The organism is Labrys neptuniae, assembly GCF_040797145.1.
Taxonomy (GTDB): Bacteria; Pseudomonadota; Alphaproteobacteria; order Rhizobiales; family Labraceae; genus Labrys; species Labrys neptuniae.
In genome coordinates, this window is sequence record NZ_JBFNQD010000001.1 from 325,369 (window position 1) to 346,513 (window position 21,145).

Annotated in this window: 24 protein-coding genes; 12 read left to right on the forward strand and 12 right to left on the reverse strand. The window is 64.0% G+C overall.

Going from position 1 to position 21,145, the window contains the following annotated elements:
• The first annotated feature begins 8 nt into the window (after positions 1 to 8).
• On the forward strand, positions 9 to 1,019 hold the full coding sequence (locus ABXS05_RS01485; protein WP_367622668.1) for a succinylglutamate desuccinylase/aspartoacylase family protein: 1,011 nt from the start codon (positions 9 to 11) through the stop codon (positions 1,017 to 1,019).
• A 113-nt stretch (positions 1,020 to 1,132) separates the two neighbouring features.
• Positions 1,133 to 2,722, forward strand: coding sequence for an N-acyl-D-amino-acid deacylase family protein (locus ABXS05_RS01490; protein WP_367622669.1), 1,590 nt, complete (start codon positions 1,133 to 1,135; stop codon positions 2,720 to 2,722).
• On the opposite strand, the gene ABXS05_RS01495 is transcribed toward ABXS05_RS01490, so the two are convergent.
• Complete coding sequence (locus tag ABXS05_RS01495) at positions 2,719 to 3,921, reverse strand: glycoside hydrolase family protein (RefSeq protein WP_367622670.1); 1,203 nt, start codon at positions 3,919 to 3,921, stop codon at positions 2,719 to 2,721. The two genes, ABXS05_RS01490 and ABXS05_RS01495, sit on opposite strands and share 4 nt — an antisense overlap.
• A gap of 248 nt (positions 3,922 to 4,169) precedes the next feature.
• Positions 4,170 to 5,351, reverse strand: coding sequence for a Tet(A)/Tet(B)/Tet(C) family tetracycline efflux MFS transporter (gene tet, locus ABXS05_RS01500; RefSeq protein WP_367622671.1), 1,182 nt, complete (start codon positions 5,349 to 5,351; stop codon positions 4,170 to 4,172).
• A 187-nt stretch (positions 5,352 to 5,538) separates the two neighbouring features.
• On the opposite strand from tet, the gene tetR reads away from it, so the two are divergent.
• The 3 genes from tetR to ABXS05_RS01515 all read left to right on the forward strand — a co-directional run bounded on the left by tetR (position 5,539) and on the right by ABXS05_RS01515 (position 7,763).
• Positions 5,539 to 6,153, forward strand: coding sequence for a tetracycline resistance transcriptional repressor TetR (tetR, locus tag ABXS05_RS01505; protein ID WP_367622672.1), 615 nt, complete (start codon positions 5,539 to 5,541; stop codon positions 6,151 to 6,153).
• Positions 6,150 to 6,692, forward strand: coding sequence for a helix-turn-helix domain-containing protein (locus ABXS05_RS01510; RefSeq protein ID WP_311938322.1), 543 nt, complete (start codon positions 6,150 to 6,152; stop codon positions 6,690 to 6,692). The genes tetR and ABXS05_RS01510 overlap by 4 nt, the downstream gene beginning before the upstream one ends.
• A gap of 84 nt (positions 6,693 to 6,776) precedes the next feature.
• On the forward strand, positions 6,777 to 7,763 hold the full coding sequence (locus tag ABXS05_RS01515) for an NAD-dependent epimerase/dehydratase family protein (protein WP_367622673.1): 987 nt from the start codon (positions 6,777 to 6,779) through the stop codon (positions 7,761 to 7,763).
• 72 nt (positions 7,764 to 7,835) lie between these two features.
• On the opposite strand, the gene ABXS05_RS01520 is transcribed toward ABXS05_RS01515, so the two are convergent.
• Entirely contained in the window at positions 7,836 to 8,456 is a 621-nt protein-coding gene (locus ABXS05_RS01520; protein ID WP_367622674.1) for an alpha/beta hydrolase, read from the reverse strand.
• 82 nt (positions 8,457 to 8,538) lie between these two features.
• Entirely contained in the window at positions 8,539 to 9,483 is a 945-nt protein-coding gene (locus ABXS05_RS01525; RefSeq protein ID WP_367622675.1) for a ring-cleaving dioxygenase, read from the reverse strand.
• 177 nt (positions 9,484 to 9,660) lie between these two features.
• Between ABXS05_RS01525 and ABXS05_RS01530 the strand changes: the two genes are divergently transcribed.
• Entirely contained in the window at positions 9,661 to 10,569 is a 909-nt protein-coding gene (locus tag ABXS05_RS01530; protein ID WP_367622676.1) for a LysR family transcriptional regulator, read from the forward strand.
• 190 nt (positions 10,570 to 10,759) lie between these two features.
• Here ABXS05_RS01530 and ABXS05_RS01535 read toward each other — a convergent pair whose 3' ends face one another.
• Complete coding sequence (locus ABXS05_RS01535) at positions 10,760 to 11,527, reverse strand: SDR family oxidoreductase (RefSeq protein WP_367622677.1); 768 nt, start codon at positions 11,525 to 11,527, stop codon at positions 10,760 to 10,762.
• 204 nt (positions 11,528 to 11,731) lie between these two features.
• On the opposite strand from ABXS05_RS01535, the gene ABXS05_RS01540 reads away from it, so the two are divergent.
• Positions 11,732 to 12,202 (forward strand): hypothetical protein, encoded by a 471-nt coding sequence (locus tag ABXS05_RS01540; protein ID WP_367622678.1) that lies wholly within the window; start codon positions 11,732 to 11,734, stop codon positions 12,200 to 12,202.
• Positions 12,203 to 12,254: 52 nt separating this feature from the next.
• Here the strand turns inward: ABXS05_RS01540 and ABXS05_RS01545 are convergent, their stop codons facing one another.
• On the reverse strand, positions 12,255 to 12,683 hold the full coding sequence (locus ABXS05_RS01545; RefSeq protein ID WP_311938330.1) for a response regulator transcription factor: 429 nt from the start codon (positions 12,681 to 12,683) through the stop codon (positions 12,255 to 12,257).
• A 207-nt stretch (positions 12,684 to 12,890) separates the two neighbouring features.
• A complete protein-coding gene (locus tag ABXS05_RS01550; RefSeq protein ID WP_311938331.1) occupies positions 12,891 to 13,175 on the reverse strand; it encodes a transcriptional regulator in 285 nt (94 codons plus the stop codon).
• A gap of 195 nt (positions 13,176 to 13,370) precedes the next feature.
• Between ABXS05_RS01550 and ABXS05_RS01555 the strand changes: the two genes are divergently transcribed.
• A complete protein-coding gene (locus ABXS05_RS01555) occupies positions 13,371 to 13,715 on the forward strand; it encodes a RidA family protein (protein ID WP_311938332.1) in 345 nt (114 codons plus the stop codon).
• Between the two features lie 93 nt (positions 13,716 to 13,808).
• On the opposite strand, the gene ABXS05_RS01560 is transcribed toward ABXS05_RS01555, so the two are convergent.
• Together ABXS05_RS01560 and ABXS05_RS01565 are read right to left on the reverse strand one after the other, a co-directional pair.
• The gene (locus tag ABXS05_RS01560; protein WP_367622679.1) at positions 13,809 to 14,414 is read right to left on the reverse strand and encodes a histidine phosphatase family protein; all 606 of its coding nucleotides are present in this window, start codon (positions 14,412 to 14,414) and stop codon (positions 13,809 to 13,811) included.
• A 45-nt stretch (positions 14,415 to 14,459) separates the two neighbouring features.
• Positions 14,460 to 14,765 carry a hypothetical protein gene (locus tag ABXS05_RS01565; RefSeq protein WP_311938334.1) on the reverse strand — a complete coding sequence of 102 codons (306 nt, stop codon included), beginning with the start codon at positions 14,763 to 14,765 and terminating at the stop codon, positions 14,460 to 14,462.
• Positions 14,766 to 14,949: 184 nt separating this feature from the next.
• Between ABXS05_RS01565 and ABXS05_RS01570 the strand changes: the two genes are divergently transcribed.
• Positions 14,950 to 15,579: a LysE family translocator gene (locus ABXS05_RS01570; RefSeq protein ID WP_367622680.1), complete on the forward strand. Its 630-nt coding sequence runs from the start codon at positions 14,950 to 14,952 to the stop codon at positions 15,577 to 15,579.
• A gap of 347 nt (positions 15,580 to 15,926) precedes the next feature.
• Positions 15,927 to 16,904: a glutathione S-transferase family protein gene (locus ABXS05_RS01575; RefSeq protein WP_367622681.1), complete on the forward strand. Its 978-nt coding sequence runs from the start codon at positions 15,927 to 15,929 to the stop codon at positions 16,902 to 16,904.
• A 13-nt stretch (positions 16,905 to 16,917) separates the two neighbouring features.
• Here ABXS05_RS01575 and ABXS05_RS01580 read toward each other — a convergent pair whose 3' ends face one another.
• A complete protein-coding gene (locus tag ABXS05_RS01580) occupies positions 16,918 to 17,796 on the reverse strand; it encodes a LysR family transcriptional regulator (RefSeq protein ID WP_367622682.1) in 879 nt (292 codons plus the stop codon).
• A 293-nt stretch (positions 17,797 to 18,089) separates the two neighbouring features.
• Here ABXS05_RS01580 and ABXS05_RS01585 point away from each other — a divergent pair, with 293 nt between their 5' ends.
• Complete coding sequence (locus tag ABXS05_RS01585; RefSeq protein WP_311938339.1) at positions 18,090 to 18,521, forward strand: hypothetical protein; 432 nt, start codon at positions 18,090 to 18,092, stop codon at positions 18,519 to 18,521.
• Positions 18,522 to 18,701: 180 nt separating this feature from the next.
• The gene (locus ABXS05_RS01590) at positions 18,702 to 19,628 is read left to right on the forward strand and encodes a DMT family transporter (RefSeq protein ID WP_367622683.1); all 927 of its coding nucleotides are present in this window, start codon (positions 18,702 to 18,704) and stop codon (positions 19,626 to 19,628) included.
• On the opposite strand, the gene ABXS05_RS01595 is transcribed toward ABXS05_RS01590, so the two are convergent.
• Positions 19,582 to 19,899, reverse strand: a complete 318-nt coding sequence (locus ABXS05_RS01595; RefSeq protein WP_367622684.1) for a hypothetical protein — start codon at positions 19,897 to 19,899, stop codon at positions 19,582 to 19,584. The two genes, ABXS05_RS01590 and ABXS05_RS01595, sit on opposite strands and share 47 nt — an antisense overlap.
• A 140-nt stretch (positions 19,900 to 20,039) precedes the next feature.
• Positions 20,040 to 20,756: a class I SAM-dependent methyltransferase gene (locus tag ABXS05_RS01600; RefSeq protein WP_367622685.1), complete on the reverse strand. Its 717-nt coding sequence runs from the start codon at positions 20,754 to 20,756 to the stop codon at positions 20,040 to 20,042.
• Between the last annotated feature and the right edge of the window lie 389 nt (positions 20,757 to 21,145).

The window sequence follows — 21,145 nt, forward strand, 5'->3', positions numbered from 1 at the left end:
ACTCCGCCATGCATAGCGGCCTCGCCCATCCCCTCGATTTCGACGCCGATGGCCGCCAGAGCGGCTATCTGAGCATTCCCTATTCCGTCGATCGTTCGCCCTATTACCAGATCAGGATACCGATCCTGCGGGTTCGGAACGGGCCGGGGCCGAGCCTCCTCCTGATGGCCGGCAATCATGGCGATGAATATGAGGGCGAACTGCAGTTGGCGCGCCTCATGCGCCGTCTCGATCCGGCAGCGATGCGCGGCAGCGTCACCGTCCTGCCGGCGGCCAACCTGCCGGCGGTGATGGCGGCCAGGCGGTGCTCGCCCTTCGATGGCGGCAATCTCAACCGGGCCTTTCCCGGCGATCCCGTGGGAACGCCGACCGCCCGGCTCGCCCATTTCCTCGAGCATGAACTGTTCCCGCGCCACGAGGTGCTGCTCGACATTCATTCCGGCGGCACCTCCATGGCGCATCTCCACTGCGCCCTGATCGAGCGCCAGCCGGACGAGGAGCGCTCCACCCGCGCCAAGGCCCTGCTCAGGGCGATGGCGCCCAGCCATGCCTTCATCGCGGACAATGGTTCGCGCTCGCCGACATCCATGGGCGCCGCCATGCGGGCGGGCATCATCGGCCTCAGCGGCGAATTCGGCGGCGGCGGCACGGTGACGCCGGCCAGCATGGCGTTCACGGCACGAGCGATCGACAATCTGATGCTGGCGCTCGGCATCATCGACCGTCCCTTGCTGGGTGGCGATGTCACCGCCAAGCCTGGCTTGCAGCTGCTGTCGCTTTCGCGCCATAGCCAGGGCATCTATGCCACGCACCGCGGCTGGTTCGAGCCGGCCGTCGAGCTCGGGGCTCGGGTTGCGACCGGCGACCTTGCCGGCTGGTATCACGATCTCGAACGCCTGGAACAGCCCGAGGAAGCCCTCCGCTTCGCCGAGGGCGGCATCGTGATTTCACATCGGCTGCATTGCGACAGCCAGGCCGGTGACTGCCTGATGCAGGTGGCCGAACCGATCGAGGATTGAAGCGTTTTGCGATTTGGCGGAATCGCCAAGAGGCGTAAACACGTCGAGGCAAAGGGCATAGGCAAGGTAGCGTTTCTTCCCAACGCTCCTTGCTCCAGAAAGGACCAGGCGTCATGGCCGATACACTCATCCGGGGCGCGCGCATCATCGACGGCACGGGAGCTCCCTGGTATCGCGGCGACGTGCTGGTTTCCGGCGGCGCCATTACCCGCATCGGCCAGGACCTCAAGGCTGATGACGACGCCACGATCGTCGATGCGGCCGAGCGCTATCTCGCACCCGGTTTCATCGACGCCCATTGCCATGACGACCTCATCTTCCTGCGCGAGCGGAACCGGCCCGAAAAGGCGCTGCAGGGCGTCACCAGCATCGTGGTCGGCAATTGTTCCTTCTCGCTCTACCCGGCCGTGCCGGCTTCGCGCGAGAACCTGCGGCTGCATTTCTCCGGCCTGCTCGGCGAGACCCTGGACAGCGAGATCTTCGCCGACCTCGACGGCTATCGCCGGGCGCTGACCGGGGAGGGCATCGCGCTCAACCTGGTATCGCTCGTCGGCCACGCCGCGCTGCGCCTTGCGGTGATGGGGCATGAGCGCCGCCCGGCAAGCCCGGCTGAGATCGAGGCGATGTGTGCCCTGCTCGCCACCCAGCTCGACCAGGGCGCCGCAGGCCTGTCGCTCGGTCTCGTCTATCCGCCGAGCGCCTTTGCCGAAGAGGACGAACTCTTCGCGCTGGGGGACACCGTGCGCAGCCGCGGCAAGGTGCTCGCAGCCCATGTCCGTTCCTACGAGGCTGGCCTGATGGACGCCATCCGCGAGTTCGGCGGCATTCTCAGGCATTCCGGTTCGGCGGGCCTGCTGTCGCATCTGCAATCGGCCGGACGGCCGAACTGGGGCCAGATTCCCGCGGCGATCGAACTTCTCGAAGGCATGCGCTGCGAGGGCATCGACATCAGCTTCGACATGTATCCCTATCCGGCCGGCAGCACCTGGCTCCTGCAATTGCTGCCGCCCGCTGCCATGGATGGCGGGCTCGACGGCCTCAAGGCCCGGCTCGCCGATCCCGAAAAGCTCGCCACCCTCCGCGAATGGGTCGAACATGGCGGCCCGGCTTTTCATGGCCAGAGCAAGGTATCGCTGATCGGCTGGGGCAATGTCCGCCTATCCGCCGTCGGCAGCGCCGAGCTCAAGCATCTGGAAGGCCTCGACATGGAGAAAGCGGCGGGTGAGCTCGGCGTCACGCCTTTCGACCTGATGCTGCGCTTCATCGAGGAGGACGACGGCCAGACCGGCATCATCCTGTTCCAGCTCGACGAAGACGATCTGCATGCCGCCTGCTGCCATCGCCTCTACATGGCGGGCTCCGATGGCCTGCCGCGCCCGGGTTCCAAGCCGCATCCGCGCGCCTTCGGCACCTTCCCGCGCATTGCCGGGCCGCTCCGGCGCGACAAGGACTGGTTCAGCCTGGAGGATGCCGTGCGCCGCATGACCTCGGTGGCCGCGCAGCGCTTCCAGCTCGCCGATCGCGGCCTGGTCCGCCCGGGGCTCGCCGCCGATCTCGTGCTGTTCGAGGACGCCATCACCGACCGGGCGACCTTCGAGAACTCGACGCAATTGCCGACCGGCATTTCCCATGTCTGGGTGAATGGGGGGACCGTGGTTGCCGAGGGCCGCCAGACGGGCGAGCGGCCGGGCAGGGTGCTCTAAGTCGTGCCGTCTTTCGACGCGATGGCAGTGACGGCAGTGCGAACCCAATCGAGCCTTTTCGCCGGTATCAGGCCGTAATTGTAGAAATTGATGCCTTCGGCACCGGCGGCTACGGCTGCCTCAACCCGCGCGACCAGGTCGGCGGCACCGCGGTTTTCCGGATAGAACACCCGGAAACCGGCCCCCAGGAACTTGCCGGGAGGCAGGGCCCTGCGGCCTGCGGCGAGCACCTCGCCGATCTCGGCGGGCGTCATGTCGTAGCAGCACAGGATGAGGCCGTCGCATATCTCGCCCACGGCGGCATGGTCGACGCCGCCGAGCCAGCCATCCTTGAGGTCGATCAGCACGATCTTGGTGGCGGGATCGGCCGTCTGCCGGATCTCGCGGATCAGGCTGGTCACCGGTTCGCTGCGCCAGGCCAGGAAGGCACGCAGATCTGGCCAGGGTTTGAAGGCATCGATGCCGGCAGCCGGAAAATCGGGAAATTGCCGCTCCGGGATTTCGCGTTCACAGAGGTCGGCGATGAAGCGCCGCACGGTCTCGCGCGCCGCTCGCCCGTCGACGCCGGCGCGAGAGGCCCTTGCCAGGCAATGCTCGCAAAAGCACAGCGACAGCAGGAAGTCATCCTCTGCATTCAGGCCGACGCCGTCCTTCTCATGGTGGTATTCATGCGCAAACCCCATGAAGTTCGGGCTTTCGAGCTCCAGCATGTCCGGCTTGTAGTTGCGCGTGACGTCCTCGACCAAGGTCACCACATAGTCGCGCGCAGCCGGACTCGACGGGCAGAGATTGTAATAATTGGGGTTGCCGAAGGCATTGCGCGTGACATGGCCGGGATGGAGCATGCCGAGCCTGGTATTGTGCAGGCACACCGTCCAGCAGGAGACGCGTGGACCGCCAAGGGCGCGCTGCTCGACCAGGGCTGCCAGCATGTCGCCGCGCTCGGCGAGGTTTTTCGCCACCAGTGGGTGGATTTCCTTGTCCTGCCAGAGCCGTTCATCCGGCCTGAAATAGACCGCGCCGTCCTCGGGGAAGTAGGCTTTTCCAACAGGGCTGCGTGGCTGCAGGAAGCGGCCGGCGTGATAGGATGTCGCCAGCGAGATCGTATTGAGCCCGGCGCGCTCCCTCAGATCCGCGATGGTGCCAGCCAGCCCCTGGTCCTGGATGTCCCAGGGATAGGTCCACATGGATAGATGCATGGTCGCTCCGCCATAACGCTCTGCGATTTGACGAAACTATCGGAAATCGCAAAGACGTTTAAAAACAAACGGTTATGGCGTGATGCTCTTACCTTGATGCACGCCTTGTCTTGGATCGAATCGGTTCGTCTGACAATAGAATTCAGGCCTCGCGGGAACCAAGCGGAATATGCCGCCGGCAGCGAAACGCCGCAGGATTCCGAGAGCGCGGCAAGGCCGCATCGCGCCGCCCGCACGAACTCGATTGCTCAAGCCTTGGCCTGAGTCGATCGTTTCAGGAACGGGGGACACAGCAGATAGAGCAGGGCACCCACCAGCCAGGCCCAGCCGCTCCAGGACGCCAGGGAGGCGACATAGATCGCGGTGAAGAGCAAGGGGCCGATGATGGACGTCAGGCTGGTAAGGGCAGACAGCGATCCCTGCAACTGGCCTTGATGGTTCTCGCCAACCTCCCGCGACAACATCGCCTGCAGGGCGGGGGCGCCGATGCCCCCTGCCGCCAGGGGGATCATGATGGCGAAAGCCATCCAGCTTTGCGAGGCGAAGGCCAGCAGCACATAGCCGAGCGCGTCGGCGGACATGCCGAGGATGACGGCGCGATTTTCGCCGAGCCGCTGGGCCAATGGGCCGGTCACGAACCCCTGGGCGATGGCGTGGAGAATGCCGAAGGCGGCCAGGGACAGCCCCACCGTGCTCGTATCCCAATGGAAGCGGCTTTCACCGAACAGGACCCAGATCGACCCAGGCACCTGGCCGACCAGTTGCATGACGAAGAACACCGCCATCAGGGCCATCACCACCGGCAAGCCATGCACCCAACGGAAGGAGGCGATCGGATTGAAGGCAGTCCGGGAGAGGGGCCGACGCTCGCCTCGATGGGTTTCAGGCAGAAACAACAGAGCAAGCAGGCCATTCAGGCCGTTCAGGATGGCCGCGATCAGGAAGGGGGCATGCGGGGAAAAGCCCCCGAGCAGGCCGCCGAGAGCCGGGCCGCCCACCAGGCCGAGGCCGAAGAACGCGCTCATCAGGCCGAAGCGCCGTGCACGCCGATCTTCCGGCGTGATGTCGGTGATCGCAGCGCCAGCCACGGCCGCCGTCGCGCCGGTGATGCCCGCAACGGCGCGGCCGACATAGAGCACCCACAGGACGGGTGCCGTCGCCATGATGGCGTAGTCGATGGTCGCGCCCGCCAGCGAAGCAAGCAGCACCGGGCGGCGGCCGAAACGGTCCGACAGGGCCCCGAGGGCGGGCGAGCACAGGAACTGCATCAGGGCATAGATCGCCAGCAGCACACCATAATGTCCGGCTACCGCATCGGTATGGACGAGAGTGCGCAAGAGCTCGGGCAAGACCGGCATGACCAGGCCGATGCCGATGGCATCCAGGGCCACGACGCCCAGTATGAGGGGCAAGGCGAATTTGCTTGTCATGGAAACAGACAATCGGTCCGGGTTAAAATTTATCAGTGATAAGTGATGCCATCAAACTTATCACTGATAAATAGTCAAGGCCGAATTTGCGCGCCGGCTTACTGAATCGGGACCGATGGGGTAGGTATCAAGACTGCATCGCCGTGCGGGAGATGGAATCTCCCGAGATGGTGCATGGAAGGACGCCATGGCGAAACTACAGCGCGAGAAAGTCATCCGAGCTGCCCTCGATCTCCTGAACGAGGTCGGTGTCGACGGCCTGACCACCCGCAGGCTGGCCGACCATCTCGGCGTGCAGCAGCCGGCGCTCTATTGGCATTTCAAGAACAAGCGGGCGCTGCTCGATGCCCTGGCTCATGCCATGCTCGCCGAACGGCATACGCATGCGGTGCCGAGGCCCGAAGATGATTGGTGTTCCTTCATCACCGGTAACGCCCGCAGTTTCAGGCAAGCCTTGCTTTCCTATCGCGACGGTGCGCGCATCCATGCGGGTACCAGGCCCAACGGAGCGGAAACCGCAAACGCAGAGGTGCAGTTGCGTTGCCTGACCGAGGCCGGGTTCACCCCGGCCGACACCACCTATGCGCTGATGACCATCAGCTATTTCGTGGTCGGCTCGGTGATGGAGCAGCAGGCGGCGCAGGCGGACAGGACCGAGCGCGCTAACCTGCCTCCTCCGGCAGCGACGTCGCCTTTGCTGGCCGAGGCCATGGAAACGTTCGATCGGGAGGGTCCCGACACGGCCTTCGAACGGGGATTGGGCTTCATCATTGCCGGGCTGAAGGAGAAATTGCAGCGATGAATGCGATCGAGCAGGGGCGTGCCCTGCGCCGGCTTCGCCTGCTCAAGGGTATCAAGCAGAGCCACCTCGCCGAATTGCTGGGTGTCGACCAGGCCAGCATTTCGCGTTGGGAAAGAGGGAGCGCGCCATTGGGGCAGGAGCGCTGGCTGGCCGCCCTGGATCTGCTGGCGGTATCCCCGACGCCGGCCGAAGATGCCGCTTTGAAACGCCTGGTGGCCTCCTCCGGCGCCAAGGTTCACCTGATCTGCGACCGCAGTCATCGCCTGCTGGCGGCTTCCCTGCCGCGGCAGGCTGAGTGGCACGCCGATTTGACCGAACTGCTCGGCAGGTCGCTGCTCCGCTATGCCTCCGATGACATCCTGGCGGCGGAGGAGGGGCTCGCGGCCCGCGGCTGGCATGAAGGCTGCCTTTCTTCGCTGACGCTGGAGACCGGAGCCAATCACGACCCCGTCCTGCCGATCGAGCCGAGCCTGGTTCTATGGGAGCGGGTGACGCTGGCCGATGGCAGGGCCGGACGGCTGGTCACCACCATCGGCTGATATGCCCCTGCATATTTTATGCATGGCCGGGACAGCCTGCGATCACTAGTCGTAAGGCCGAATTGTTAAGGGCGGGTGGCCACGATGACGATCCTGGTAACGGGCAGTGCCGGACATCTGGGCGAGGCCCTGATGCGTACCTTGCGCATAGCGGGCCGGCCCGCCATCGGGCTCGACATCAAGGCCTCACCCTTCACCGATGCCGTGGGTTCGATCGGCGATCGCGATTTTGTTCAGCGCCTCCTGCCGGGTGTGCGCTCGGTTCTCCACGCGGCCACGCTGCACAAGCCGCATGTGGCGACCCATGCCTATCAGGATTTTCTCGGCGTCAATGTCCAGGGAACGCTCGCGCTGCTCGAGGCTGCCTCAGCCGCCAGCGTCGAATCCTTCGTCTTCACCAGCACGACCAGCACCTTCGGCTCGGCCCTGACGCCGGCAGCGGGCGAACCGGCGGCCTGGATCACCGAGGACGTTATCCCGATCCCCAAGAACATCTATGGCGCCAGCAAGGTCGCGGCGGAGACGCTGTGCGAGCTCTTTGCCCGACGTCATCGCCTGCCCGTCATCGTGCTGCGCACCTCGCGCTTCTTCCCGGAAGCCGATGACGATGCTCAGATGAGGCAGCGTTACGGCACCGACAACGCCCAGGCCAACGAATTGCTCAACCGGCGCTGCGACATCCAGGATGTGGTCGATGCCCATCTGGTGGCGGCGGAGAGGGCGTCCTCGCTGGGCTTCGGCCGCTACATCGTCTCGGCGACGACGCCTTTCGGGCCGGAGGATTGTGCGGCGCTGCGGGCGGATGCGCCGGGGCTCGTGCATCGCCTGTTTCCCGATTGCGCCGAGCTCTATGCTGCCAGGGGGTGGACACTGTTTCCGCAGGTGGATCGCATCTATGTCAATGCCCGGGCACGGGCGGAGCTCGGCTGGCATCCGCGCTACGATTTCCGGCACATGCTCGACTGCCTGCGCGAGGGCCGGGACTTCCGCAGCCCGCTCGCCAGCGAGGTCGGCAGTAAGGGCTATCACGACAGGGATTTTTCGGAAGGGCCGTATCCGGTCCATGATTGAGCGGCCGGACAGACGAGGCTCTTCCGGAGGCGCGAATGACCACGCCTCCGGAAAACGGTCTCTACCAAGCCACTACAAGCCGGCGAGCCAGGCCTTGGCCTGCTGGACATCGGCCTGCGTCAGGCCATGGCCGGCCGGAAGGACCTCGTGGCGCACGGCCGCGCCGCGCGCCTTGAGAAGTTCGGCCAACGTGCCGGCATTGGCAGACGGGACGATCGGATCGGCCGCACCGGAAAGCATCAGCACAGGCTTGCCCGCCAAATTCGCCGGCGGAGCCGACCGCAAGGGCGTCATCGGTCGGAGCAGCGCCGCCCCGGCCAGGGCCTGCGGGTGCAGCAGCAAGAGCGCCGCGGCGATATTGGCACCATTGGAAAAGCCCAATGCGACCGGCGCCCCGAGGCCGTAAGCCTCACGCGCCTCCGCAATGAAGCCAGCCAGCTCGGCTGCCCGCCGGCGCAGATCCTCTTCATCGAACACGCCTTCGCTCAGGCGCCGGAAAAACCGGGGCATGCCGGCTTCCAATACCTTGCCGCGCGGGGAGATGAGGGCGCTGCCGGGCGCGACCAGTTCGCCCAGGCCGATGAGATCGTTCTCGTCGCCGCCGGTGCCGTGCAGCAGCAGGAGAGGCGGGCGCTTCGTGTCCAGTCCCGGAACGAAGCGGTGGATATGCGACAATTGGGTTGTCGTGGTCATGGCGATTGCCTCCTCGATCGAGGGTGATGGGGACGTGCGACGCTCCTGCCCTACCGAGACAGGGCGTCGCGGGAAAAGTGCTTTAGGTCGCGCTTGGCTCGAGGCGTGGCAGGGTGGCTTCCAGGGCCGAACGACGGGCTTCGAGGAAGGAAGGCAGTTTCAGGGCTTCGCCGAGCGTCGACGCCGGCTCGTCCACGGCAAAGCCGGGGACATCGGTCGCGATCTCGAACAGGACATGGCCGGGTTCCCGGAAATAGACCGAGCGGAAATAGTTCCGGTCCTTCTGCTCCGTGGTGCGGATGCGGTGGTTCTGGGCAAGCTTGCGCACCATTGCAGCCTCCTCGGCATCATCGGCTGCACGAAAGGCGATGTGATGCACCGAGCCGCCACCGAGGCGGGCCGGCAGGTAACCGCCTGCCTCATTGATATCGACGATGCTGCCGGCTCCACCGTCTGGCACGCGATATCGCACCAGGCTGCCCTCGCGCCCGACCTCGCTGAAACCGAAGACATCGGTGAGGATGGCGCCGGTCGGAGCTGCCTGCGCCAGCAGGAGGTTGACACCATGGAATCCGCGGATGGCGGCATCGGCAGGTATGCCGGCACCGTTCCATCCAGCTTCGTTCTCGATGCCGGGCAAGGCGGCGAGCGCAAGGCGCATGCCGTCCGGGTCCTGGAAGGACAGCAGAGGTTCGCCAAAGCGACGGGTCAGCGGCTGATGGGCAACGCCGTTCTCGACGAAGCGCCGCGTCCAATAGTCGATCGAGCCTTCCGGCACCCGAAACACGGTTTCCTGCGTCTCGCCGAGGCCGATACGGCCTGGCGCGACATGTTCCCAGGGAAAGAAGGTCAGGATGCTGCCCGGCTGGCCGGCTTCGTCGCCATAATAGAGATGATAGGTGCCGAGATCATCGAAATTCACGGTCTTCTTGACCAGGCGAAGGCCAAGTATGCGGGTGTAGAAATCGAGATTGCGCTGGGCGGGGCCTGCAATGGCCGTGACGTGATGGATGCCTTTACCGCTCATGGCGAAACTCCTTTCGGTTGGGAACGCCGGTTCCCTCGCCAATGAGATAGGTCCGATAGGGCAAGAATTGCCATTGCGCTGGCGCAATGAAATGGTTGGGCGCAGCGCTATTGAATTGTCGAAGCGAAACGTAATATAGCTGGGAAATGGGTTGAAGGTGTCGCCAGGGAATTTGTGGTGGGGGACGGTTTTCCGAATTTGGCCTGGGACGATTTGCGTCTGGTGAAGGCGATCGCCGATACGAGGAATCTGCCGGCAGCAGCCGCGCGCATCGGCATCGACCATTCGACGGCCTTCCGGCGATTGCGCCAGATCGAACAGACGCTGGGCGTCACCCTGTTCGAGAAACACCGTACGGGCTACACGCTGACTTCGGCGGGCGAGGAAGTGGCGGGGCTGGCCGACCGCGTCGACGAGGACATCGTCTCGGTCCTGCGCAGGCTTGCCGGCAGCGAACTCGACCTTGCCGGCGAACTGCGCATAACCACCAACGACACCTTGCTCGTCGAATTGCTGACGCCGCTGCTCGCCCGGTTCACACAGGCCTATCCGGGCATGCGGCTCGATATGATCCTGTCGAATGCCGCGTTGAATTTGTCCAAGCGGGACGCCGATATCGCCATCCGTGCCTCCGACGCACCGCCGGACACACTGGTCGGCCGACGCGTCGCCCGCATCGGCTGGGCGCTCTATGGCAAGGTGGAGGATTTCCCCGAGCCCGGCCTGCCGGATCTGGAGACACTGCATCGCCGGCGCTGGGTGGCGCTCGGCGACAATCTCGCCACGCTCAAGGCGGTGCGCTACGTCAAGTCTCACATCGCGCCGGAGCGTATCGTCTATCGCGTCAACTCCGTGCTCGGCCTCGCGGAAGCCGTCGAGGCGGGCATCGGCATCGGTCATCTGCCCTGTTTCATCGCCGGAACCCGGCCGGGGCTGCGGCGTATTGGACTGGTCAATCCGGAGTTCGGGGCGGACCTCTGGCTGCTTACCCATCCCGATCTGCGCGATGCCCCGCGCATCCGGGCGTTCCTCGATTTCCTCGCGGCCGAGATCGTGCGGCGGCGTGCTTTCATTGAAGGCGGCTGACACCGCGGCAGTGATTTGGCCAAGACATCGGGCTGGCGTCATTGCAGCGTTAAAACGTCCTCTCGAAGGATGGGAGTGTCAGCCTCCGACTGACATCTCGAAAGCCAGGCACTTGCAGTCCGATAAGATGTCGGCCAGAGGCTGATACGCCGCATATCCTGCGCTCCCTCCTGCAACCGCAACCGTCGTGCTACGTCCTGGTAATCGAGACACCGCCGTCGGCCAGCAGGGCCGTTCCCGTCACGAAACTCGACAGGTCCGAGACCAGATAGAGCGCGGAACGGGCGATCTCCTCGGGGGTGGCCAGGCGCTTGAGGGCGTGCAATCCTTCGACGAAGGCGCGCGCTTCCGGCGTGTTGGAGACGCTCCGTCCCATTGGCGTATCGGTGCCGCCAGGCAACAGCGCATTGGCCCGAATGCCCTTGGCGCTATATTCGGCGGCGATCACCTGGGTGAGGCCGACCAGGCCGGCCTTGCTGGCGGCATAGGCGGCCATGCCGGGAAAGCCGACGGTATGGCCGACAAAGGTCGAGGTGAACACCAGGGCACCGCCACCGCGCCCCAGCATGGCGGGAATCTGATGCCGGGCTGCGAGGAAGGCGCTGGTCAGGTTGACCTCGAGCGTATCGCGCCAGCTTTCCAGGGAGATTTCAGTCAGCGGTGCCATATCGCCGGTGGTGCCGGCGTTGTTGAAAGCGATGTCGAGCCCGCCGAAACGCTGCTGGGCGGCCTCGACCAGGGCGATCTGGTGGTCCTCGTCCTGGATGTTGCCGGGCACCGCAACAGCTTTTCCGCCGGCAGCCGCGATTTCGGCCGCGACCTTGTCGAGAGCATCACGACGGCGACCCGACAGGATGACGGCGGAACCTTCGGCGGCAAACAGGCGTGCCGCCGCTTCGCCGATACCCGAGCTGGCACCAGTGATGATCGCAACCTTGTTTTCGAGTGTAGACCTCATGTCTTGAACCTCCAATTCGTTTGGGAGGTTCTTGTTGTCCGCACATGGTCCGATCGCGACCCGTTTTCTCTGGTCTGGCGGAGTTCGGCCAGTTCCTTGTTTCCTGGGAAATCGCCAAGCGAAAGAACGAGCGGCAAGAGTGGTTGCTTCCATCCACCCATCGGCATACTCCCGCCGATGCGATCAAAGCCCGAGAATGAACCCATGGCTTCTCTTCACTGCCAACTCAGACGGATCGGTGCCATCCTGCTTGCAGGTCTTGCAGGCGGATTGTCGGCCACTTCCGTCCTTGCGAGCGGACAATTGCCGCCGCGTCCGGTTCCGGCCCAACATTTCGCTGACTTCGAGACCTGCCTCGAGCATTTGAAGGCCGTTCAGAGGGCCGATATGGCGGGAGTGGCCGAGGGAGCGGTTGCCGATGGCGAAAACCGTACGCGCCAGAAACTGGTCGACGGCGACGGCATTGTGCGTGTCGGGGAGCAAAACGCACGCTACCAGGCTCGTGTCGGCAACCAGTTCCGCGTCACCGACCGCCAAAAGGGCGTCATCGAGACGACTTTCAGCTATGAAGACACCACCCTCGAATGCCGGGGCGGCGAACTCACGGGAAGTGTGATCTCGGGCTATATGTTGCCGGGCATGGAACCATTGCCCGAAGCCTCCAAGCCGCAGTGATAGGGCCCCAGGGCAAATAGCGCATCGACCGAGGCGCTATTTGCTCCTGCGGTCACTGGCGCAAGGCCGTACCTTCGGCGGCCTTGCTCGCAGCCTCCTCTCGCGAGGCAACATTGAGGACGCGCAGTAGCAGCGAGACATGGTTACGCACCGTGAAGGGGGAGATGGCCAGCGCCCGGGCGATCTCCTTGTTCGACTTGCCCTGGACGATCAGGTCCAGGATGTCCTGCTGGCGTGGGGTGAGCACCGGGTTCAGGTGCAGGGTCTGGTCCGGGCCAGCCCAGGTCTCGAGTGCCGAGACCACCTGCTCGGCCGAAACCAGCTTGCCGTCCACACCGCCCGGCTGGGCCGTCAGCAGGAAGATCGTGGCATTGGGGAAGTGTCGGCGCAATTGCGCCAGCGCATCCTCGCCATCCATTTCAATGATCGCCATGACGGCGCGGCGGATATCGACGGGCGGGGCGGAGGAGGAAGACGTCAAAGCAATGTGTCTCAATCGAAATGTCCCAGTCATCGGGGTGCGGCGATTTCGGTGAAGCGATTTCCTGACGGCTGCCGAACCTGCGACCTTGCTTGCTCTCCTTCTGTCATGCCTCCACATGGCCGTCTGTTCCGCACGTGACTCGGGAACAGACCTATCGCCCTGCCGTCTCAGCCCGGCCTTTGCGCCGAGTTGGCGATCAATGGCTCAATCGTCGTTTTCGGAAGTGAGCTCCTCCGGCCGAAGGCCGGATTGGCGCGCCCCGCGGCGCAGGCGCAGGCCCGGCCCGCTGCCATCGTCGTCGAGGAACTGGATGCCTGCTTCTTCAAAGGCAAGGCGCATGGCCGCCAGGTCCTGCCTCTGCGGTACCCGTCCGCCCTTTTCAAACTCGGCGATGATGACTTTCGGCACACCGGACCGTTTCACCAGATCGGCAATTTCGAAATCCAGGAGAGCGCGGGCGGCGCGGCTGAGGGAAGGGGTGAGGGACATCTTGAACGCCTCATGCGGATGAACAGGCCAATATTTGGCAACAAGCGGCCTTAACAGGAGATGTAGGAAACAGCGAGGCGTTCGGCCAGTTCATCCCTCAAGATCGCAGGGAAGTGTTTCCGCGGCGGATGCGATTCCTGAATCGGATTCGATGCTGTAGAGGAGGGCCCCGACTTTTCAAGGAAGGACACTCCCATGGTCAAGCGTCTCCATCCCGGCGCGCGTTTCTGCAAGGCGGTCGTCGCCAACGGCATCGTCACCACTGCCGGCATCACTGCTGCCGACACCAGCGGCGACACCAGGGCACAGACCGCCGACATCCTGGCGCAGATCGATGCCCTGCTGGCCGAGGCCGGCAGTTCCAAGGCAAACCTGCTCACGGCCAGCATCTGGCTGCGCGACATCGCTCATTTCGGCCAGATGAATGCTGTCTGGGACAAGTGGGTCGACATGAACAACCTGCCTGTCCGCGCCACTGTGGAAGCCCGCCTGGCCACGCCGGAACTGCTGGTCGAGATCCAGGTCACCGCGACGGCCTGATCGTCCTGTCCAAGGCGCGCCGTGCAATGACGAGCGCGCCTTGGCAATTTCAGGCATATCCAGTCGATAAAGCAACCGAACCGGATCGAGCTTCTAGCTCCGTGCCACGCGGGCATAGGCGTCCGCGGACATCCATTCGCCATTCTCGATGGGCAGGCCCAGGAAGGCCCTGAAATAGCGTTTCATGTCCGTCCTGTCACTCGCGTCGGGATGTTCGGCCAGCAGGCGCCAGGCCTGCATGATGTGGCCATGCGTGAAAATGGCGATGCGATCGAGCCCGAGCGCTTCAATATGGCGGGCCGTGGCCCTGACGCGCTCCAGCATCCGGGCGAAGGATTCGGCGCCCGGACCGTCGACCAGCTCGGGATCGGCGAGGCGCCAATAGGCGTCCACCAGCGGGCGGCGCTGCTCCATCGTGGTGTTCGCGCAGCGAACGGGCGACAGATAGGTGAACTCCTGCACAGGCCAGGTTTCGATCGGCACCGCCGCGAAACGTTCCGCCGTCGGCGCGGCCGTCTGGCGCGCGCGCAGATAGGGTGACACCACGATCAATTCCGGGGCACGTTCGAACCTGGCCGCCACTTCACGGGCCTGCAGCCAGCCGGTTTCGGTAAGCGGAGCCGATGAGGCGTCCTTGCTCGCAGCGCCGGCATTGGCCGTGCTTTCGCCATGGCGGATCAGCCAGAGCTCACGCGCCATGCCGCCTCCGGCCAACCGGCAAGGGGCCTCTCACTGGAATACCTCTCACTCGAACGTCTCAAACGGACGTCGAAGCCGATCTTCCCGAGTGACTTGGCGCGCGTTGAGCTTGAGCTCGCAGCCATCGCAAATATCCGGGCGAGCCGTGAAGGCCTTGGATGCCTTGTCCTGGGCATCCGGAGCCCATTGTGAGGCGGGATTTCCCAAAGCGGGCGCCTTGGCGGCCACAGGCGCCGGTTTCTTGTGTCGGGGTTGCTCCACCGTCAGATCCGGCAGTGCGAATTCCTCTGCCAGGACGGAGGTGCCCAGCAGCGGCAGGAGGAGGAGAGCGGTGCAGGCGGACAGCTTCATCGGGGAGCCCCAGCGTCAGGCATTGCCGGTACGACAAGGTCGTGCGAGTCGGTGGCAATATTCCAGCATAACACGCCTTCGACAAGGAGGAGAGAGCTCGCCGAGAGAGCAACTTCGATACGGTTCTTGCCTTGGCCCCGGCCTTGTGGCTTGCTCCGCGGCGAAAAATGACGAGGAGCGATCCATGCCTGATCCGACACTCTGGGGACTGTTCGTTCTCGCATCGGTCACGCTGCTGCTGACGCCTGGACCGGCGGTGCTGTTCATCGTGGCGCGCTCGGTCGAACGCGGCAAGGTCGCAGGCCTGGTTTCCGTCCTCGGCATTCATCTGGGCACCATCGTCCATATCGTCGCTGCCGCGGTTGGGCTTTCGGCCTTGATCGTCTCCTCGACCCTGGCCTTTTCCGTGGTCAAATATCTGGGCGCGGCCTATCTGGTCTGGATCGGCGTCCGCACGCTGATGGCGCCGGACCTGCCGCCGGAGATCTCGGCCAAGTCGAGCAAGCCGCTGCACCGACTCTTTCAGGAAGGCTTCATCGTCAACCTGTTCAACCCGAAGACGGCGATCTTCTTCCTGGCGTTCCTGCCGCAATTCGTCGATCCGGCGCGCGGCGCCCTGCACTGGCAGATCCTGGTGCTCGGCTTCACCTTTATGGGGCTCGGCATGCTGAGCGATGCCATGTTCGCGGTGGCGGCGGGCACCGCCGGGGATTTCCTGCGCCGCAGCCGCCGCTTCCTGCGCTTCCAGCGCTGGTTCGCCGGCCTGTCCTTCATCGGCCTTGGCGTGACGGCCGCACTGGTTTCACGCAAATAGGAACGCCTTGGCGATACCGTGCCTGAGAGGCGCCCCGGCGGCGCTTCTCGGATCGAATAACAAGCTGCGCCGGTCGTTGGGAAGCGAGGTCGAGGATCGCCTCCTGCAACCCGAACGGAACTGGCGAAGGCCGACGATATTGGCGTGCCGGCAATGCGAGATCGCCCGCGATCATGTTTGCCAGATGCCGCTTCAGGCCAGCTTGCGGGATCCCTCTTATCGATTTCATCGATAGATAGGTTCTACGGAACTCGACTATTCAGCTGGGTCGCCCCGTGCCAGCATTGTCTCCACCGGCGCCGCCTGCTCATTGCCAGGGGCGGATTGGACAAGCGCGAGGCTGTATCATGGGCGAGTTGATCGACGGGCAATGGCATCGTACCACCTCGGCAAAGCTGACGGCCGACGGCCGGCTGAGGCGCCCGCCCTCCGTCTATCGCAACTGGATCTCCTCCCAGGCGGACACGCCTTTCAAGCCCGAGGCCGGACGCTATCACCTCTATGTCTCGCTGGCCTGTCCCTGGGCGCATCGCACCCTGATCATGCGCAGCTTGAAGGGGCTGGAGACATTGATCGACATCTCCATCGTCAACTGGCTGATGGGAGAAGAGGGCTGGACCTTCGAGCCCGGACCGGGCGTGGTGCCGGACAGCGTGAACGGCGCAACCAGGCTTCACCAGCTCTATACACTGGGCGATCCCCGGGCCACCACGCGCGTCACCGTGCCCGTCCTGTGGGACAAGCAGACCCGGCGCATCGTTTCCAACGAATCCGCCGAGATCATCCGCATGTTCAATTCGGCCTTCGATGGCATCGGGGCGAGGGCGGGCGACTTCTATCCGGGCGAGCTCCGCACCGAGATCGACGCCCTCAACGAGCGCATCTATGAGAGCTTGAACAACGGTGTCTACAAGGCAGGCTTCGCCACCACGCAGGCCGCCTATGAGGAGGCCGCACGGGGCGTCTTCGAGACCCTGGATTGGCTCGAGCATCGGCTCGAAGGCCAGGCCTTCCTGCTGGGCGGGCGCATGACGGAGGCCGACATCCGGCTGTTCACGACATTGCTGCGCTTCGACCCGGTCTATCATGGCCACTTCAAATGCAATCGGCGCATGATCGCCGGCTACCCGGCGCTTTGGGACTATACGCGGATGCTTCATCAGCATCCGCTGATCCGGCCGACCATCGCCATGGATCATATCAAGGGGCATTATTATGCCAGCCATCCCTGGATCAATCCGAGCCGCATCGTGCCTCTCGGTCCCGACATCGACTATGATGCGCCACTGTCGGGCCTGCGTGCCTCGGCGGCCCGCGCAGCGTAAAATCTCAAGGAGCCTAGAGGTTGACCGCCGGTTCATCCGGCATCGCAGCGAAGGCTTCACGCAGGTGATCTGCCAGCATGATGCCCGCCCGCGTTGGATCCGGCGCGACGTGAAGCCGGATCTCGGCGCCGGGCAAGGCTGGCAACCTGTCCCTCGGGGACAGGCCACGCAAGCTGCGCGGCAGAAAACTCGATTTCACCACCGTGACCGCCAGCCCCTGGGTCGCAATGGCTTCCACCGTCGCCAGATTATGCGACACGAAGGCCAGTCGCCATGGCCGCTCCGCAGCGTCGAGGCCCTCGATCGCCCATTTGCGGAAAAGGCAGCCCGGCGGATAGAGCGCCACGGGGAGAGGATCGAGCAGCCAGGCCCGGTGCTCCGCACTGCCTGCCCATATCGGTCGTTCGAACCGCAGCAATTCCCCGCTCTCGCAACCCTCGCCATGCATGGCGATGACAAGCTCATAGCTCTCGCCGATACGGCTGAGCATGGGGCCGGTCAGGCCGGTTTCCATCTCGACGTGAATGCGGGGATAGAGCGCGAGAAAACGTGCCAGCACGGCGGGCAGAACGTGGCTCCCGTAATCATCCATTACGCCAAGGCGCACACGGCCCTCCAGTCGATGCTCGCGAAGCTTGCCGACCGCCTCCTCGTTCAAGGCGAGGATACGCCGTGCATAGGTGACCAGGCTTTCGCCGGCCACGGTCAGCTCGACCGTGGTGGTGTTGCGGCGGAACAACTCGGCGGCCACCCGCATTTCCAGGCGCCTGATCTGCATGCTCACAGCCGACTGGGTACGATTGAGCCGATTGGCCGCGCGCGTGAAGGAGCGGTGATCGGCCACGGCCAGGAAGGCTCGCAGGAGATCAGGGTCGAGCATCGGCAATGTCATCACACATCATGATGACGTTCCTGGCTGAAATGCAATTTCCTTATGAGCCTCCTCTGCCTATCGAGGTACATGGCCCTTTGTGCCGGCAGTGCGTGGGAGGTCGTGTCTCAAAGATCCGTTCCACCGGGCCTCTACGCCTGCACGACAGCAATGAGCAGAGGAGGCCTCCTTGTGCCCCGGACAGCTGGGATTTCCTCATTCCACCTTCCATAGGGTAAGGAAGCCGCCTTGATAATTCGTTCGGAACTCGGGATAAACTCGTCGAGACGGCTGAATTTCTGGAAAGGAAAGCCATGGACGGAGCATATTTATCGGCTTTGGCGGCTCTTGCCGGATCGAGCATCGGAGCGTTCGCCTCCTTTGCCACCACTTGGCTCAATCAGAGCTATCAGCAAAGGGTTCAGCGTCTATCCAATGAAATGTCACGGCGCGAAAGAATATTCGGAGAATTCATTGACGAGGCATCGAAAGTATACGGTGACGCCATGGAAAGCAATTTAACCGACACAGCGAAATTGGTTAAGCTCTATTCCATTAAAAATCGAATGAAACTGTTTTCGGGAGATGAGGTCATCGCGAGGGCCGAAGAGGTCCTGCAACTGATCGTCAAGAGATATTCGTCGGAAAAAGTGGACTTTTCTCACTTCGACGCCAACTCTCTTCGAGAATCCGATCTCTTGTATGGTTTTACGGAAGCCTGCCGGAAGGAAATCATTCGGTACTGAGTGTCGAACGGGCAGGCGGCGGCTGACTCACCCAATCCCCTTGGATCGACCCCTGGATCAAGCCGCTGCTGCCAATCGTTCATCACGCATCGTGATAGCGTTCATCAACAAAATGCAATTCCCTCCAGAACCTAGCCTCCGCTAGCCTGTTCCGGCGAAGATCGAGATGGGGCAGGGGCGATGTGGGGTGTTCTGGCGGCTGTCCTTTCGAGCGGTATCGGAGGCACTGCCGTGGTCGCCACACGCTCGCTCTCGAAGGCGATCGACCCGATCACGTTGGGCGCATTGCGCTTCGGCCTTGGCTTCGTGTTCCTGCTGCCGGTGGCATGCCTGCGCCGCGAAGCCTGGCCGACGCGCCGCGACTGGCCGGGCGTGGCCGGGCTGGGCCTGCTGTTCTTCGGGCTGTTTCCGATCCTGTTCAATGCCGCGCTCTATTTCACCACGGCGGCACGTGGCGCCATTGCGCTTTCAGCCCTGCCGGTGCTGACCATGCTGGCGGCCTCGGCCTTGCGCGCCGAGACTATGACGGGACGCAAGGTCCTCGGCGTGCTGGTCACCATGACCGGTGTGGCGCTGGCGCTGCTCTCGGGCCTCTCCACGGCACCGCCGGGCGCCTGGCGCGGAGACCTCCTGATGCTCGGGGCGGCTCTGGTGATGGCACTCTACACGATCTGGTCCCGGCCTTTTGTCGCCCGGTCAGGGCCTGTTCGCTTCACTCTGACGGCGATGGGAATCGGGGCGCTTTGCCTCGTTTCGGTGGCGGCGATCGGCGGAGGATTGGCGAATGTGCGCGGGCTTGCGCCGGAAGCCTGGTTGGCTGCCGCCTATCTCGGCATCATCGGCAGCGCGCTGGTCTTCTTCCTGTGGTCTTTCGCGGTCTCCCATACCACGCCGACGCTGGTGGCGATCGCAGTGGCCGTCAATCCGATCACAGCCAGCCTGGCGGGGGAGGTGTTTCTCGGAGAAAGGCTGGGCTGGAACTTTGCGGCGGGTCTCGGCCTGGTCTGCCTCGGCATCGTCGTCGCGGCAACCAGGCCCGGTTTGCGTTCCGAACAGCCGTTCAGCGAGAAACGTCGGTTTCGCCTCCGAATACGACCCCGCGGTTGAACTGGTAATTATAGCCCGCATGCGCCCCGAAGGTGGAGCCGAGGTCCGAAGACGACCGGCTGGCACCGTCCGTGCTCCATTTCGACCGCCCCTGGGACAGGCCGGCGTGGCCGCCGACATAGAACCCCGTCCAGTCGTGGGGACCGGATGCTTTCTTGGAATCCAGGGGCGGCGGCGCGAATTTGTTCTGCTTGGGAGGAGCAAGCCCGTCGGCAAAAGCGGCACCGGTCAGCAGGAGCAGTGCGCCGGCGGCGATGGCGAGGATCTTCATGGTCGACTCCGGCAATTTCCGCAGATTGACCGCCGAATCTACAGAAAAATGCGACCGAATGAAGATCACGCGGCATGCCCCTCGCAATGTTCCGCCGCCACGGTTTCCGAAGAAGGCAGGCTAGTTCCCCACGCATCGCCTCAGGCGCGTCGATGCGTGATCCAGCCGCCCCAGAACAGGCTCGAGAAAAACAAGGTCGGCTCCTCGAAACCGGCCTGGGTCAACAATCGAGCGACCTCCTGGTCGGAAGCGGGCGGATCGGCGCCCTGCCGGATCTTGCCGAGCTTTGCAGCGATCTCGTTGGACGAAGCGCCCTGCATGCGCCAGCGCTCGCCCCAGGCGGCGAGAAAGAGCGGCTTGCTGGCATAGGCATGCCGGTTGCCGGCCAGGATGAGCGGCGCCCCAGCCTTGAGGCGGGCTGCCAATGCCGCGAGAACGGCCTGTTTGGCGGGGAGGCCGGGCAGGTGATGCAACACGCCGATCAAGGTCGCGGCATCGTAGATCGGCTCTTCCGGCAGATCCGCAACCTCGCCCAGCATGGGCGTCGTTCGTGCCGCCAGGCCTGCTTCGCCAACCGCCGCCATGGCGAGTTCGAGCATGGGGGCGGATGGATCCACGGCGGAAAAGTGCCAAAGCGGCTCGAGGCGGGCCGCTGAGAGGATTTCCTGGGCGGTACCGCCCGCTCCCGCCACGAGAATCCGCGCGGCGCGGCCCGGGCCGAGGTCGGCGGCGAGCAGGCAGGCGGCGAGTTCGTGGCAGGCGTCATAGCCCGCCAGGGCGATACGGCTCTGGACCGCATATTCGGCGGCCCTGCCGGCGTCGAATTTTCCGGCCGCCCTGTTCTCAGTCTCGGTCATGGTCTTCTCCTGAACACCGCTCCTTTGCTGGCAAGAAACGATGTCGGGAAGGCCGGTTCTTATGCTGGTATAAAAATTATCTCTTAAAGATGCGCGCACCGCTTGAAATCTTGCCAAATTACGCCGGGTCGCGCTGCCTCTCCCCGTAAGAACGGGGAGAGGGGGCACAGACGTTGCAATTTGCCCGTCGATCCTTTCATCTCGCCCGACCGTTAAGCGAGGTAAGAGGTCCTCAGCATGAAACGCGACGTCAAAGTCTCCTCGCCCCGTTCTTACGGGGAGAGGTACGGTGAGGGGCAGCGCGACCTCAACGATGTGCGGAGGAACGACAGCCAAACAATGCCAAACGCCCGAAGTGATCGAGCCTGAAAGCTGACCGCCGCCGGTTT

Bases quoted from the DNA above. Each gene is read 5' to 3' on its own strand.
- ABXS05_RS01595 (WP_367622684.1), bottom strand. From the start codon at position 19,899: ATGAAGATCCTCGCCATCGCCGCCGGCGCACTGCTCCTGCTGACCGGT.
- ABXS05_RS01490 (WP_367622669.1), top strand. From the start codon at position 1,133: ATGGCCGATACACTCATCCGGGGCGCGCGCATCATCGACGGCACGGGA.
- ABXS05_RS01525 (WP_367622675.1), bottom strand. From the start codon at position 9,483: ATGAGCGGTAAAGGCATCCATCACGTCACGGCCATTGCAGGCCCCGCC.
- ABXS05_RS01585 (WP_311938339.1), top strand. From the start codon at position 18,090: ATGGACGGAGCATATTTATCGGCTTTGGCGGCTCTTGCCGGATCGAGC.
- ABXS05_RS01580 (WP_367622682.1), bottom strand. From the start codon at position 17,796: ATGACATTGCCGATGCTCGACCCTGATCTCCTGCGAGCCTTCCTGGCC.
- ABXS05_RS01600 (WP_367622685.1), bottom strand. From the start codon at position 20,756: ATGACCGAGACTGAGAACAGGGCGGCCGGAAAATTCGACGCCGGCAGG.
- ABXS05_RS01520 (WP_367622674.1), bottom strand. From the start codon at position 8,456: ATGACCACGACAACCCAATTGTCGCATATCCACCGCTTCGTTCCGGGA.
- ABXS05_RS01485 (WP_367622668.1), top strand. From the start codon at position 9: ATGCATAGCGGCCTCGCCCATCCCCTCGATTTCGACGCCGATGGCCGC.
- ABXS05_RS01575 (WP_367622681.1), top strand. From the start codon at position 15,927: ATGGGCGAGTTGATCGACGGGCAATGGCATCGTACCACCTCGGCAAAG.
- ABXS05_RS01540 (WP_367622678.1), top strand. From the start codon at position 11,732: ATGGCTTCTCTTCACTGCCAACTCAGACGGATCGGTGCCATCCTGCTT.
- ABXS05_RS01555 (WP_311938332.1), top strand. From the start codon at position 13,371: ATGGTCAAGCGTCTCCATCCCGGCGCGCGTTTCTGCAAGGCGGTCGTC.
- tet (WP_367622671.1), bottom strand. From the start codon at position 5,351: ATGACAAGCAAATTCGCCTTGCCCCTCATACTGGGCGTCGTGGCCCTG.
- ABXS05_RS01510 (WP_311938322.1), top strand. From the start codon at position 6,150: ATGAATGCGATCGAGCAGGGGCGTGCCCTGCGCCGGCTTCGCCTGCTC.
- ABXS05_RS01550 (WP_311938331.1), bottom strand. From the start codon at position 13,175: ATGTCCCTCACCCCTTCCCTCAGCCGCGCCGCCCGCGCTCTCCTGGAT.
- ABXS05_RS01560 (WP_367622679.1), bottom strand. From the start codon at position 14,414: ATGGCGCGTGAGCTCTGGCTGATCCGCCATGGCGAAAGCACGGCCAAT.
- ABXS05_RS01565 (WP_311938334.1), bottom strand. From the start codon at position 14,765: ATGAAGCTGTCCGCCTGCACCGCTCTCCTCCTCCTGCCGCTGCTGGGC.
- ABXS05_RS01495 (WP_367622670.1), bottom strand. From the start codon at position 3,921: ATGCATCTATCCATGTGGACCTATCCCTGGGACATCCAGGACCAGGGG.
- ABXS05_RS01535 (WP_367622677.1), bottom strand. From the start codon at position 11,527: ATGAGGTCTACACTCGAAAACAAGGTTGCGATCATCACTGGTGCCAGC.
- ABXS05_RS01590 (WP_367622683.1), top strand. From the start codon at position 18,702: ATGTGGGGTGTTCTGGCGGCTGTCCTTTCGAGCGGTATCGGAGGCACT.
- tetR (WP_367622672.1), top strand. From the start codon at position 5,539: ATGGCGAAACTACAGCGCGAGAAAGTCATCCGAGCTGCCCTCGATCTC.
- ABXS05_RS01570 (WP_367622680.1), top strand. From the start codon at position 14,950: ATGCCTGATCCGACACTCTGGGGACTGTTCGTTCTCGCATCGGTCACG.
- ABXS05_RS01515 (WP_367622673.1), top strand. From the start codon at position 6,777: ATGACGATCCTGGTAACGGGCAGTGCCGGACATCTGGGCGAGGCCCTG.